At 68.4% G+C, this 13270-nt stretch carries 12 protein-coding genes and 1 pseudogene; 5 read left to right on the top strand and 8 right to left on the bottom strand.

The window, feature by feature from the left end:
* Window positions 1–147 precede the first annotated feature (147 nt).
* Both U5N23_RS02765 and U5N23_RS02760 read left to right on the top strand, forming a co-directional pair.
* Window positions 148–1299 carry a GGDEF domain-containing protein gene (locus U5N23_RS02765; RefSeq protein ID WP_322591326.1) on the top strand — a complete coding sequence of 384 codons (1152 nt, stop codon included), beginning with the start codon at window positions 148–150 and terminating at the stop codon, window positions 1297–1299.
* 136 nt (window positions 1300–1435) lie between these two features.
* Window positions 1436–2974, top strand: a complete 1539-nt coding sequence (locus tag U5N23_RS02760) for a diguanylate cyclase (protein ID WP_322591325.1) — start codon at window positions 1436–1438, stop codon at window positions 2972–2974.
* On the opposite strand, the gene U5N23_RS02755 is transcribed toward U5N23_RS02760, so the two are convergent.
* From U5N23_RS02755 to U5N23_RS02740, 4 genes are all read right to left on the bottom strand, one after another.
* Window positions 2902–4023: a zinc ribbon domain-containing protein gene (locus U5N23_RS02755; RefSeq protein ID WP_322591324.1), complete on the bottom strand. Its 1122-nt coding sequence runs from the start codon at window positions 4021–4023 to the stop codon at window positions 2902–2904. The genes U5N23_RS02760 and U5N23_RS02755 overlap by 73 nt on opposite strands.
* A gap of 56 nt (window positions 4024–4079) precedes the next feature.
* Window positions 4080–4910: a DUF2145 domain-containing protein gene (locus U5N23_RS02750; protein ID WP_322591323.1), complete on the bottom strand. Its 831-nt coding sequence runs from the start codon at window positions 4908–4910 to the stop codon at window positions 4080–4082.
* A 13-nt stretch (window positions 4911–4923) separates the two neighbouring features.
* Window positions 4924–5388, bottom strand: a complete 465-nt coding sequence (locus U5N23_RS02745) for a hypothetical protein (RefSeq protein ID WP_322591322.1) — start codon at window positions 5386–5388, stop codon at window positions 4924–4926.
* 77 nt (window positions 5389–5465) lie between these two features.
* Window positions 5466–5948, bottom strand: a complete 483-nt coding sequence (locus U5N23_RS02740; protein WP_322591321.1) for a YiaA/YiaB family inner membrane protein — start codon at window positions 5946–5948, stop codon at window positions 5466–5468.
* A 275-nt stretch (window positions 5949–6223) separates the two neighbouring features.
* Here U5N23_RS02740 and U5N23_RS02735 point away from each other — a divergent pair, with 275 nt between their 5' ends.
* Window positions 6224–7399: a saccharopine dehydrogenase family protein gene (locus U5N23_RS02735; RefSeq protein WP_322591320.1), complete on the top strand. Its 1176-nt coding sequence runs from the start codon at window positions 6224–6226 to the stop codon at window positions 7397–7399.
* A 13-nt stretch (window positions 7400–7412) separates the two neighbouring features.
* Here the strand turns inward: U5N23_RS02735 and U5N23_RS02730 are convergent, their stop codons facing one another.
* Window positions 7413–7931 carry an Lrp/AsnC family transcriptional regulator gene (locus U5N23_RS02730; RefSeq protein WP_322591319.1) on the bottom strand — a complete coding sequence of 173 codons (519 nt, stop codon included), beginning with the start codon at window positions 7929–7931 and terminating at the stop codon, window positions 7413–7415.
* Window positions 7932–8116: 185 nt separating this feature from the next.
* Between U5N23_RS02730 and U5N23_RS02725 the strand changes: the two genes are divergently transcribed.
* Both U5N23_RS02725 and U5N23_RS02720 read left to right on the top strand, forming a co-directional pair.
* Complete coding sequence (locus tag U5N23_RS02725; RefSeq protein ID WP_322591318.1) at window positions 8117–9133, top strand: 1-aminocyclopropane-1-carboxylate deaminase; 1017 nt, start codon at window positions 8117–8119, stop codon at window positions 9131–9133.
* Window positions 9134–9398: 265 nt separating this feature from the next.
* On the top strand, window positions 9399–10397 hold the full coding sequence (locus U5N23_RS02720) for a tripartite tricarboxylate transporter substrate binding protein (RefSeq protein ID WP_322591317.1): 999 nt from the start codon (window positions 9399–9401) through the stop codon (window positions 10395–10397).
* A gap of 8 nt (window positions 10398–10405) precedes the next feature.
* Here U5N23_RS02720 and U5N23_RS02715 read toward each other — a convergent pair.
* The 3 genes and pseudogenes from U5N23_RS02715 to U5N23_RS02705 form a co-directional block, all read right to left on the bottom strand.
* A pseudogene (locus tag U5N23_RS02715) lies at window positions 10406–10726 on the bottom strand (1-acyl-sn-glycerol-3-phosphate acyltransferase); the annotation flags it as partial.
* Between the two features lie 39 nt (window positions 10727–10765).
* The gene (locus U5N23_RS02710; protein ID WP_322591316.1) at window positions 10766–11290 is read right to left on the bottom strand and encodes a hypothetical protein; all 525 of its coding nucleotides are present in this window, start codon (window positions 11288–11290) and stop codon (window positions 10766–10768) included.
* A complete protein-coding gene (locus U5N23_RS02705; protein WP_322591315.1) occupies window positions 11291–13261 on the bottom strand; it encodes an MFS transporter in 1971 nt (656 codons plus the stop codon).
* Between the last annotated feature and the right edge of the window lie 9 nt (window positions 13262–13270).

Raw genomic sequence — 13270 nt, 5'->3', positions numbered from 1 at the left:
CCGTATGACCGGATCCCGGCCCCTCGGCGCAGCCACCGTGCCGCGCATCCGGCACAAGCTGTTGCCGTGGCCGCTGCAGCGCGGCGGCCACGGCTGCGTCATGGCGTCCTTCGATAATCGGCGCGACACCTCTGCGCACAAGACCCCATGGACCTCCAGCTCGACCTGGCCACCGTTCTCCTGCTCTACAACAGCTCTCTGATCGCCGGTGCGCTGAGCATCTTTCACCTTCGCCGCCACTCGTGCAGACCCCAGGGCCTGGCAGCGCTGGCTGCGGCCTATGTGATGCTGGCGGCAGGGGCGATCCTGGCCTGGCGCGGCGAGGGCGCAGCCCTGCCGATGTGGATGTGGACCCATGGCAGCCTGCTGCTGGGCACGGGCGGGTACGCCCTTTTCTGGGCAGGGGTGCGCGGATTCAGCGGGCGCAGGCGCGTGCCATGGCGGGCCGTGGCGGTGCTGCCACTGGCATGCCTGGTGGCGGGCATCGCCACGGGCTTTCCCCTGCAGAACCTGATGCGCGCAGGCGTCTTTCATGCCACGGCCACGCTGGTACTGGCCGCCTGCACGTTCGAGATACTGCGCGACCGCCGCACCGAGCCCCTGCCTTCGCGCACGCTGATGGCCGGCTTTCTGGGACTGAGCGGCAGCATCTATGCCTTGCGGCTCACCTACATCCTCAGCGGCACGGCAGGCTCCACCGGCTTCGCCTGGGCGTTCTCGGTGCAGATGTTCTGCCACTTCGGCATGGCACTCATGGTGGCCGCACTGTCCAATGAACGCGCCGAGATCCGGCTGGAGCAGGCGGCCCACACTGATCCGCTGACCGGCACGGGCAACCGGCGCTGGCTGGAATCACGGCTGCCCGCCCGGCTGCCGCCCCAAAGCGCCATCGCCCAGCTGGACCTGGACCACTTCAAGCAGATCAATGATCGCTTCGGCCATGCCGTGGGTGACCGGGTGCTCGTGGAGTTCGCCCGGTGCCTGCAAGGGCAACTGCGCAGTTCGGACCTGCTGGCGCGCATGGGAGGCGAGGAGTTCGTGGTCTACCTGCCAGCGGTGACCCAAGCGGAGGCCCAGGCGATAGCCGAGCGGCTGTGCGCCAGCGTCGCCCTGCTGCACGTCGAGGCACAGGGCTCGCAGATTGCCGTCACGGTGAGCATCGGCCTGGCCTGGGTGCACGACACGTCCATTGCTGCGGACAGGTTGTTCAAGAGCGCCGATGATGCCCTGTACCAGGCCAAGCAATCGGGGCGCAACCGGGTGGTTCTGGCGGCGGACACTGCGGTGCAGGGGGCCTGAGCGCCTGGCCATATGCCGCCCGGACACCCTTTTCCACCGTTGCCCGCAGCGTCGGCCGCCAGGCCCCACTGGGGCACCGGGCGGTTTCGCGGCTACAGTGGGTCCCAATCGCCCCGAGCCCCCTGAACTTCAACGCATGCCGTCTTTGCTTCGCCCCCCCTCCCCTGGCACCGCAGCCGGCCCGCTGACGGGCTGGGGACTGTGCGCGGCCGTCGGCCTGCTGGTCTTTGCCGCGTCCCTGCTGGGCATTGTGACCCGGCCCCTGGGGTTCATGGCCGCGTTCTGGCCCGCCAATGCGCTGCTGCTGGGCCTGCTGGTGCGCTACCCGCGGCTGGCGGCATCGGGCACCTGGGCCGCCGCCACCGTGGGCTACGTGGCCGCAGACCTGGTCACCGGCACCGCGCCCCTGGCAACCCTGTGGCTGGCCGCCGCCAACCTGTGCGGCGTGGCCACGGGCTGGTGGCTGTTCGGCCAGGTACCGGTGGCCACGCGCTTCCTCAAGCGGCAGATGTCGGTGGTGCTGATGTTCGGCATCTGCGTGGCCAGCAGTGCCGTGGCCGCGCTGGCAGGCTCGGGCACGGGCCCGTTGCTGTTCGGCACCACCTGGCTCACGGCGCTGGGCATGTGGTTCTGCACGGAGCTGATCAACAGCGTGCTGATCCTGCCGGTCATGCTCAGCCTGCCGACCCCGCAGGAGGCGCGGCGCACGCTCAAGAAGCGCCGCTGGTCCCGGCGCCGCTGGAAGTATGCGGCGCCCTTGCTCGCGCTGGCGGCCAGCGAGGCTGCGGCGATCGCCATCGGCGGCCCCGGGGCGCTGGCCTTTCCGGTGCCGGCACTGCTGTGGTGTGCGCTCACTTATGGGGTGTTTGCCACCAGCGTGCTGTCCATGCTGACCTGCTTCGGCCTGGCGATTGCGGCGGGCGCGGGCATGCTGGACCTGGCGTTCGCGCCCACCCATGCCTGGGCGGTATTCTCGATGCGCGTGGGGATCTCCCTGCTGGGCCTGGGCCCGCTCTCGGTGGCCACGGCCAAGGCGGCCAGTGTCGAGGCCATGCGCCGCCTGCACCGCGCGGCCAGCCACGACTTCCTGACCGATGCGCTGGCGCGCCGCGCCTTCATGGCCCAGGGCAGCAAGCTGCTGGCGCGCCTGGCGCGCGAGCGCAGCAGCGTGGCCGTGCTGATGCTGGACCTGGACCACTTCAAGCGCGTGAACGACACCTATGGCCACGCCCAGGGCGACAAGGTGCTGCACGGCTTTGCCGCCACGGTCAGCGAGGCCCTGCGCCCCGGCGACCTGTTCGGCCGGCTGGGCGGCGAGGAGTTCGCGGTGGTGCTGCCACGCATCCGCCAGGCCGACGCCATGGCGGTGGCACGCCGCCTGTGCAAGCAGGTGCGCAACCACCCGTTCGTCCTGCCGGGGCAGCGCAACCCGCTGCACGCCACCGTGAGCATCGGCCTGGTGGTGCGTACCGGCGTGACCACGCAGGATTCACTGGGGGCCCTGATGTCCGACGCCGATGCCGCGCTCTACGAGGCCAAGGCGGCCGGCCGCGACCGCACCCAGCTGTTCGAGCCCCGGCCGGCGCCGGGCTCTCGGGATGGTCAGGACACGCTGCCGGGAGCCACTGCCCCCGGAGGCACCGGCGGCGTGGGCGGGATCACCGGCAGAACCTGAGGCGCCGCCGGTGCGCCGGCCGCCGTGGCCCCGCAGGCATGGCAGAAGCGGGCGAACGCGCTCTTGCGGGTGGTGCACACGCCGCAGTGGTCGAACAGGCCGATGCCGCAGTGCGGGCAGAAGTCGATCTTCTCGTTCTTGAGGTCCACCGGCCGCTCGCAGCCGGGGCACACGCTCTTGGCCAGGCGCGCCAGGGCCACGTCGTAGCTCAGCTCCTTGCGGCGCTCCTGGTCGGGCAGGGCCTCGGCCAGCTTCTGGCGCTCCAGGTAGCGGTTGAGCGCCACGATGGCATAGCGCCCCACCAGCACCGTGATGCCGATGCCCACCACGTAGCGCACGTAGCCGCCGTAGCTGGGCAGGTAGGGCACCAGCTCCACGAAGAAGGCGAACAGCGCGAAGAAGATGAAGCCCCAGACGAAGGGCCAGTAGGTGCCCTTGCGCTTCTTGACGAACAGCCAGCCAGCAATCGCCAGGAGCGGCAGCGTGAGCGCCAGCCGGTACAGGAAGACGCGCAGCTCCAGCTTGCGCTGCTCGACGGCCATGCCTGCATAGCCCTCGCGCTCCATCTCGCTCTGGCGCTGCTGGGCGGCACTGGCGGCCTGGCGGGCATCGAGCGCGGCCTGCTGCTGGGCCTCCACGGCCTGCTGGGTCTTGCGCTCGGCGAGCTTGAGCACATCGAGCCTCTGGGTGCGCGCAATGACTTCGGGATCCTGGTCGGCGCGCTGCGTGGCGCTGCGCGTGGCCAGCCAGTTGTTGAAGGTCTCGCGCTCGGCCGCGCTCTCGCTGCGCGCCTTGCTGCGTTGCAGCTGGGCCTGCTGCAGCGCAGTCTCGGCGTCCTCCTCGGCCTTGCGCGAGGCACGCACCTCCTCGCGCACCCGGTCGTAGGCTGCGCGGTCGACGAAGTCTTCGACCACCAGGCGCTTTTCGACCTGGGGCAGGTCACCGACGATGGTGCCACCCAGGCCGATCAGGAAGCCCGCGAAGACGAAAGCCACCAGCCACAGGCCGCGGCGGAACCATTTTTCGGACAGGCGCAGCGATTTGCTCATGGGCACATCTCCTTCGTGTGGGTTGCTGTCAAGGCATCAGGTGGGCAGGCACATTGTCACTTGAGCACCAAGGTGGCCGGCGCTGCCCCCAGTTGTGCACGCTGCAGCCATGCCAGCATCGAATCGACGGTCACGGTCTCGATGCGGTCGGAGAAGCGCTTGTCGTTGGGGTGGTCGTCGAAGGCGATGTTGGCCGAACCCACGCGCCCACCCATGCGGGTCAGCGGCCCGATCTTGAGCGTGGTGGGCTCGTAGCCCTTGAACTTGAGCCAGGCCTGCGCCTGCTCGCGGCTGTTGACGGTGGCCGGCTCCATGGCGGCGGCCAGGGTCTCCAGCGCCCACTGGTTGGACTGCTGGTATTTTGTGCCCCAGGCATAGCTCACCATGCTGTAGGCGGGCTGGTTCATGGCCTTGGTGCGGCCCTTGTCCTGCAGCAGCACCAGCAGGCGCTGCTGCACCTCGGGCGTGGGCACGGCCCACACGGCTTCGTAGCGCCACAGGTCGTCAAGGAAGAACTCGCCCAGGCCCTGGCGGTAGACATGGCCCACGGCGGTGCCGCATTCGTTGAGCTTGTGCGCCACGCGCCAGGGGCCCTCGGGCGTCTTGTAGGCCCAGCCCAGGTGCGAGTAGCGCACGCCGTACTTGCCCAGGTCCTGGCCGGCGCGGCCGAGCATCACGACCTGGGCGCCCGTGGCGTCCAGCGCCTGTGCGGTGCGCTCGGCCAGCTGCATGCCGCGCTCCACGCTCTTGGCAGGTGGCGGCTTCTGCGCCTCGCACGAACGGCCGGCATGGGCCGGGGTGGCCGTGAACAGGGCAGCGCCGGCAAGCAGCGCAGCGCCCAGGACCCAGCGCAGGGCGGGCTGTTGCAAAGTGGCTTGTTGGTGCATGGCTGTGCCCCCCTCACAGGCGCTCGTTGTACAGCAGCGCCCGGCCGATGGCGTTAGGCACGAAGGCCAGGGCCTCGCCGGCCACCGACAGCACCACGCCCGAGCCGATCACCGTGCAGACCACCACCGTGCCCACGGCATGGGCCGATGCGCCCACCCCCTTGCCGAGCACTTCCACACTGACGCGGGCGCCGTCCGAAGCACGCTCCAGAACGTACACGGTGCCCACAGCCGAGACTTCCACTGCGCGCACCGAGAGCACGGCGCCGCCGACCGACAGGGCTGCGGGCAGGGCCACCACGGCGCCGGCAGCGGTCGACGCGACCGAGGCCGTGCCCACGACGGAGGCCACAGGCAGCAGGGACAGCGCGGCAGACGCCTCGCTCTGCGCACGGGCCGGCAGGCTGGCCAGGGCCGTGAGGAAGCTGGCGGCCAGCAGCATGCGGGCCAGGGTGCGTTGCAAAGTCTTGTTCGTCATGGTGGATCACTCCTTCGGGTTGGGTGGGCCCGGCGCACGGAGGCGACGGGCCAGGGATTCAAAACGCGGGGTGCGGCTCAGCCGTTGTTGCTGGGCGCAACCTGGGCGGCTTCGCGGCGGCCTTGCAGGCGGGCTTCGGCCAGGTCGGCTTCATGGCGGTCGCGCAGCATCTTGGCCAGCGTGAAGGCGGTGGTGATCAGGTACAACCAGCTCACACCGAGGAAGGCCTTGTAGGTCTGGTTGACCTCCATGCTGAACAGGCCCCAGCCCGTCAGGCCCATGGCGACCGCAAAGCCGCCCCACACCACCAGCTTCCACATCGGGGTGTCGCCCGCGCCACGGCGGCCCGCACTTTCGTTGTCCCGCACGAACTTGGCCAGCACGAAGGCGGCCGAGAGGCAGAACACATAGCCCATCACCATGAACGCGCGTTCCAGTTGCTCCCCGGGCAGCCAGGCCAGACCGACTGCGCACAGGAACACGGCAATGCCGAACGAAATCCAGACCTGAAGCTGCCAGGCCTTGGTATCACGCTGAACGACGAAGGAAGATGCTGACATATGGGTGGTGTGGCCCTGGGGCCGTTGTTGAACACGGAACGAATGGTCGCAAAGCCCCATCCGGCTGTCCGCATTGAACCACCACAGTGGCATTGCGCCAGCTCTTCGGTATCGTTTTACGGTACTTGGTCACACTTTGACACCCTTGTCCGCGTCCAAAGTTGCGCGCAAGCCACCAAAGGCAGCGCCTGGGCGACAGCCAATGCCGCGCCCGTCTTCGACAATCCTGGCCACTGCGGGCATGCCCGCCCTAGCGAATTTCCTGGAGACCTGCCATGACCAAACCCTTTGACATCGTCGTCCACGGCGCCACCGGCTTCACCGGCCGGCTGGTGGTGGAGTACCTGCTGCAGCGCTACCCCGCTGGCAGCGGCCTGCGCTGGGCCATGGGCGGGCGCAGCGCCGACAAGCTGGCCGCCGTGCGCGACGAGCTCGGCGCCCCGGCCGACACACCCCTGGTGGTGACCGACAGCGCCAGCAGGGAGAGCATGCAGGCCCTGATGGCGCAGACCCGCCTGGTACTGACCACCGTGGGCCCCTACCAGCTCTACGGCAACGAACTGGTGGCCGCCTGCGCTGCGGCCGGCGTGGACTATGTGGACCTGTGCGGCGAGCCCGCCTGGATGCGCCACATGATCGATGCACACGAAGCCCAGGCCCAGGCCAGCGGCGCGCGCATCGTGTTCTCGTGCGGTTTCGACTCGATCCCGTTCGACCTGGGCGTGTTCGTGCTGCAGCGCGAGATGAAGGCCCGCTTCGGCCACCCCGCCAGCCGCGTGCGCGGCCGGGTGCGCAAGATGAAGGGCACCTTCTCGGGCGGCACGGCGGCGAGCCTGAAGGCCACCATGGCCGCATCGGCCGCCGACCCCAAGGTGCTGGACCTGCTCAAGAACCCGTTCTCGCTCACGCCCGGCTTCGAGGGCCCGCGCCAGCCCACGGGCCACAAGCCCATGCTGGACGAGGCCCTGGGCATGTGGGTCGCCCCGTTCGTGATGGCGGCCATCAACACGCGCAACGTGCACCGCTCCAACTTCCTGCTGCAGCATGCCTGGGGCACGGATTTCGTCTACGACGAGATGCTGGTCACCGGCCCCGGAGAGAAGGGCGAGGCCATCGCCAATGCCGTGGCCAACGACAAGTCCATGGGCTCGGACAAAGGCCCCAAGCCGGGCGAAGGTCCGTCGCGCGAGGAGCGCGAGGCGGGTTTCTACGACGTGCTGTTTTTGGGCGATGACGGCCAGGGCAACACCCTGCGTGTGGGCGTGAAGGGCGACCGCGACCCAGGCTATGGCTCCACCTCGAAGATGATCGCCGAGGCTGCGGTCTGCCTGCTGCAGGAGGCTGCCGCCACCCCGGGCGGCATCTGGACCCCGGCGCCCGCCATGGGCGAGCCGCTGGTGGCGCGCCTGCAGGCAAATGCCGGGCTGACGTTCGCCGTCGAGACGGCTTGATCCCCGCTGCTGGTCACAAGGCCAGCGGCAGCTCCGTCGTGGACAGTACATTGCGCAGCACCATGAAGGAGCGCACCTGCCGCACGCCCGGCAGGTAGATCAGCTGTTCGGCGTGCAGGCGGTTGAAGCTGTCGCTGTCGCGCGTGCGCACCAGCATGAAGTAGTCGAACTCGCCCGTCACCACGTGGCACTCCATGCAGCCCGAGATCTTCACGGCCGCCTTCTCGAAGGCCGCGAAGGAATCGGGCGTTGAGCGGTCGAGCACCACGCCGATCATCACCAGCATGCCGGCCCCCACGGCCTTGGGGTTGAGCAGCGCCACCACCCCGTCGATCAGCCCCAGGCGCTTGAGCCGCTCCACGCGGCGCAGGCAGGCCGGCGGGCTCAGGTGCACCTTCCCGGCCAGGGCCACGTTGGAGAGCGACGCATCGCGCTGCAGCAGGCGCAGGATGGCCTTGTCGGTGCGGTCGAGCTCGTCCGTCATTCCCGCGCTGGCCGGCACGCTCTTGTCACGAACTTTTGTTGCGCACATGGTGGGTTCTGTGGAATCAATGCAAATCGACTTGCATTTTTACACACCAAAGCGCCGAAAATCCCCCCATTTTCACAACCACGTTAAGCGCGGATTTTCCTACGATGGAGGCACTGCAGGCAAGGCGCCACCAAAGCGCCCCTGCGAGTGATTCAACGCCCCTTCCACCGCACCCGAGAGCCGCCATGAACCTGCAGAAATTCGCCCGCCACCCGCTGACCTTCGGGCCATCGCCCATCACGCCATTGCCACGCCTGTCGGCCCACCTGGGCGGCAAGGTGCACCTGTACGCCAAGCGCGAGGACTGCAACAGCGGCCTGGCCTTTGGCGGCAACAAGACGCGCAAGCTCGAATACCTCATCCCCGAGGCGATTGCCGGTGGCTACGACACGCTGGTGTCCATCGGCGGCATCCAGTCCAACCAGACCCGCCAGGTGGCTGCCGTGGCCGCGCACCTGGGCATGAAGTGCGTGCTGGTGCAGGAAAACTGGGTGAACTACTCCGACGCGGTGTACGACCGCGTGGGCAACATCGAGATGTCGCGCATCATGGGGGCCGACGTGCGCCTGGACGCGGCAGGCTTCGACATCGGCATCCGCCCCAGCTGGGAGCAGGCCATGGAGGACGTGAAGAAGGCCGGCGGCAAGCCCTTCCCGATCCCGGCCGGTTGCTCCGAGCACCCGTACGGCGGCCTGGGCTTCGTGGGCTTTGCCGAGGAAGTGCGCCAGCAGGAAAAGGAGCTGGGCTTTGCGTTCGACTACATCGTCGTGTGCTCGGTCACGGGCAGCACGCAGGCCGGCATGGTGGTGGGCTTCGCAGCCGACGGCCGCTCGCGCAAGGTGATCGGCATCGACGCCTCGGCCAAGCCCGAGAAGACACACGCGCAGGTGCTGCGCATCGCACAGAACACCGCCAGGCTGGTGGAACTGGGCCAGGAGATCACGGCCGAGGACGTGGTGCTGGACACGCGCTACGGCGGCCCCGAGTACGGCCTGCCCAGCGAGGGCACGCTCGAAGCCATCCGCCTGTGCGCGCGCCAGGAAGGCATGCTCACCGACCCGGTGTACGAAGGCAAGTCCATGCACGGCATGATCGACATGGTGCGCAAGGGCGAATTCCCCGAAGGTTCCCGTGTCCTGTACGCGCACCTGGGAGGGGTGCCGGCGTTGAACGCCTACAGCTTTCTTTTTCGCAACGGCTGATGCACCGTGCGATGAAACGGAGCAGCAGCACCTGGACCGACTGGCGGGCCTGTCGCTCATCTGACCCCCTCTGACTCCCACCATCGACCCGGGCATGCCCACGGGTCGCCGCCATGATCCCGTGCATCCACGGCCATGGCGGCTGCGCAAACATCTGTAGCAGCGACAGCCATGGCCGGTGCGAGACGAAGGCTGGTGCGCCCTGCCGCGCCTGTTCGCAGCCAATAACGGCTGACTGACCAGCCCTCACCCGAAGGATCGCCAAATGAAGTGCTTGCATCTGAACCGACGCACAAGCGTCGCCGTGTTCGTGGTAGCCATTGCAGTGACAGGGCTGGGTGGAGGGGCCAAGGCACATGCCGATGGCTACCCCGTCAAACCGGTGCAGCTGGTTGTGCCCTTCCCGCCTGGCGGGGCCGTCGATATCGTGGGCCGCCTGATCAGCAAGAAGCTGGGCGAGCGCCTGGGCCAGCCGATCGTGGTCGAGAACAAGGCCGGGGCAGGCACTATCGTGGGCGCATCCTTCGTGGCCAATGCTCCTGCCGATGGCTACACGCTGTTGATCAGCTCCGGCTCCACCTTCACCGCCAACCCCGCGCTCAACAACAAGCTGCCCTACGATCCGCTCAAGAGCTTCGAGCCGGTCGGCATGGTGGCGCGCGTGCCGCTGATCCTGCTGGCCCATCGCGATGTGCCTGTGGACAACCTGAAGCAGTTGATCACGGCAGCGCACCAGGCTCCCGACAAGTTCTCCTACGGCTCGTTCGGCAGCGGAACCACCGGCCATTTCGCCGCCGAGCTGATGTGGTCTGCCACAGGTATCAAGCTGCTGCACGTGCCCTACCGGGGAAGCGCGCCGGCCATGAGCGACCTGATGGGCGGGCAGATCCCGTTCACCATCGACACGGTGGCTGCGGCGCTGCCGCAGCTCAAGTCGGGCAAGATCAAGGCCATTGTCGTCACGGGCGCCGCGCGCGCCACGCGGTTGCCCGATGTACCGACGGTGGCGGAAAGCGGCTTTGCAGGTTTTGCTGCTGACTCGTGGCTGGCCGTGGTCGCGCCCCGAGGCCTGCCCGCCCAAGCAAAGGCCAGGTTGGAAAAGGCGCTGTCCGAAACCATGGCGGATGCCGAGATACGCAGCAAGCTCATCGCCAGTGGCCTGGAGCAGGCCTACGCCCCCGGCAGCGCTGTGCTCGCGCAGATCGAGGACGAACTACCGCGCATGCGGGCGATTGCCCGGCGCGCGAACATCCGCGCGGAGTGAACGCGGCCACGCAGCTCCTGGGCAGCGCGCTCGAAAGTGGCGTTGTAGGTGGCGGGATCTTCCGCGTAGGGTGCGATCAGGATGGCCTTGGCCAGGCGGAACAGCCAGCCGAGCACCGGCACGCGGAAGATGCGGTTGGTCCATCACGAAGTGGATGGGCCCGGGGGCTGGCCGCCATGGGCAGCACCGGGTCGATGAAGCCCACATGGTTGCCGACCAGGGTGTCGGCACCGCTGGCGGTGCAGGTCATCGTCGCCCTGCACCTTGAAGCGGTAGATGCAGCGCGAGGCCATCCAGACCACGAAGCGCAGCAGGTACCCGGGCACCAACGGGTATGAGCCCCCTGACCGAATCGGCAAGGCCCGGGTTCAGGAGCGCAGCCAGGCCATGAGATGCGGATAGGGAGCGGCCCCTGCCGATGCTTGCGCAGGCGTGGCCGCCAGGCCCGCCGACACCAGCCCTGCGGCGCCCAGGTAGACGCCCAGCTCGAAGGTGGTGCGCAAGCCCTGGGACCGGCCATGGTAGCCACCGTCATGGAACAGCACCTCGGACGGCAACTGCAGGTGCCGCAAGGCTGCCCAGGCCCATGCCGTGGCCTCGATCTCGCCTGCGTGGGGGACAGGGGGCAGCTCGGCCAGCGCGTCGTCCATGGTGGCGCGCAGCGTGGCCGGCACCACGGCCAGGTGCCCGGCTTCGTGCAGCAGGTCACCCGGCCAGCGCAGTTGGTCCAGGTCCACCTGCAGGCCGCCCTGCACGATGCGCAGACCCGGCAGGAAGCTCTCGGGAGGCACTGGCGCCTCGGTCACCGCCAGGCCGATCCCGCGCAGGAACGACATGATCCGGCGCGCCAGCGCCACCCGCTCCTGTGCTTGCAGGCAGTCGGTATCCGGCATTCAGGTGCCCAGCAGATCGGCCACGCGCGAGCGCAGCAGCGCGGGCTGCACCTCCGACGACGCCACGGCGTGCCCCACCTTCAGGCCCACGCGGCTGTAGAAGCCGCGGCGGAAGGGGCGCACCATGGCCCCGCCCTGCTCGATGCGGCTGAAGTACGAGCCCCAGAGGTTGGTCAGCGCCATGGGGATCACGGGGGCGTTGATGCCCTCTTCGCGGGCCCGGTCGATGATCTTCATGATGCCGCCCTTGAACTCCTGCAGTTGCCCGTCCTTGGTGATGCCGCCTTCGGGGAAGATGGCCAGCAGGTCGCCTTCGCGCAGCACCTGGGCCGCGCGCTCGAAAGCAGCGTCGTAGATGGCGGGGTCTTCCTTGTAGGGCGCGATCGGGATGGCCTTGGCCAGGCGGAACAGCCAGCCGAGCACCGGCACGCGGAAGATGCGGTGGTCCATCACGAAGTAGATGGGCCGCGGGCTGGCCGCCATGAGCAGCACCGCGTCGATGAAGCTCACGTGGTTGCAGGCCAGGATGGCTGCGCCGGTGGTGGGCAGGTTCTCGTCGCCCTGCACCTTGAAGCGGTAGACGAAGCGCGAGGACACCCAGGCCACGAAGCGCAGCAGGTATTCGGGCACCAGCATGAAGATGTAGAACGCCACCACCGCATTCGCCAGGCCGGTGAACAGGAAGATCTGCGGCACGGTGAAGCCGGCGCCCAGCAGCGCGCCCGCGATCAGCGAGCTGGCGATCATGAACAGCGCGTTCAGGATGTTGTTGGCGGCGATGATGCGTGCGCGGTGCGTGGGCTGACTGCGCATCTGGATCAGCGCGTACATGGGCACGCTGTACAGGCCGGCGAACAGGCTCAGCAGCGCCAGATCGAGCATCACGCGCCAGTGCTGGCTCTGTGCGAGAAAGGCGCCAAGGCCCATGATCTCCGACGGCGGCAGGCTGCGTGCGGCGAAGTACAGGTCGATGGAGAACACGCTCATGCCGATGGCGCCCAGCGGCACCAGGCCGATTTCCACATGGCGGCGCGAAAGCACCTCGCACAGCAGCGAGCCGATGCCGATGCCCACCGAGAACACCACCAGCAGCAGCGAGGCCACCTGCTCGTTGCCGTGCAGCACCTCCTTGGCCAGACTCGGGAACTGCGACAGGAACACGGCGCCGAAGAACCACATCCAGCTGATGCCCAGCAGGGAGCGGAACACCACGATGTTGCCGTGCGCGAGCCGGAGGTTGCGCCAGGTTTCGGTGATGGGGTTCCAGTTGATGACCAGGCCCGGGTCGGTGGCCGGCGCCGAGGGGATGGCCTGGGCCACCAGGCGCCCGGCCAGGGCCAGGGCCACGCAGGCGATGGCCACCGTGGTGTGGCCGATGCCCGGCAGGGCCACCAGCAGGCCGCCGGCCACATTGCCCAGCAGGATGGCGACGAAGGTGCCCATCTCCACCATGCCGTTGCCGCCCGTGAGCTCGCGCTCGGTCAGCACCTGGGGCAGGTAGGCGAACTTCACCGGCCCGAACAGCGTGGAGTGCATGCCCATGAGGAAGGTGCACAGGAGCAGGATGGGCACGTTGCCGGCCACGAAGCCCACGGCCGCCACCAGCATGATGGCGATCTCCAGGTTCTTCACGAAGCGGATCATGCGCGTCTTGTCGTACTTGTCCGTGAGCTGGCCCGAGGTGGCCGAGAACAGCAGGAACGGCAGGATGAACAGCGCCCCGATCACCAGCCCGGCCATGGCCGGCGGCAGCCAGCCCACGCTGAGCTGGTAGGTCACCATCACCGTGAAGGCGAACTTGAACAGGTTGTCGTTGGCTGCGCCCGAGAACTGCGTCCAGAAGAAGGGGGCGAAGCGGCGCTGGCGCAGCAGTGCGAACTGGTTGGGATCTTCATGGCCGCCATGGCTGCCCTGAACGCCAGGGCTGCCGTGCAGGGGGCTCGCGCCCGCAGAAGGGGTCTCGGTGCTCATGCGTCTCTC

Source organism: Acidovorax sp. (genome assembly GCF_034519795.1).
GTDB lineage: Bacteria > Pseudomonadota > Gammaproteobacteria > Burkholderiales > Burkholderiaceae_C > Acidovorax.
The sequence above is the reverse complement of the archived record's forward strand: the minus strand, read 5'-3'. Positions and strand labels throughout refer to the sequence as shown.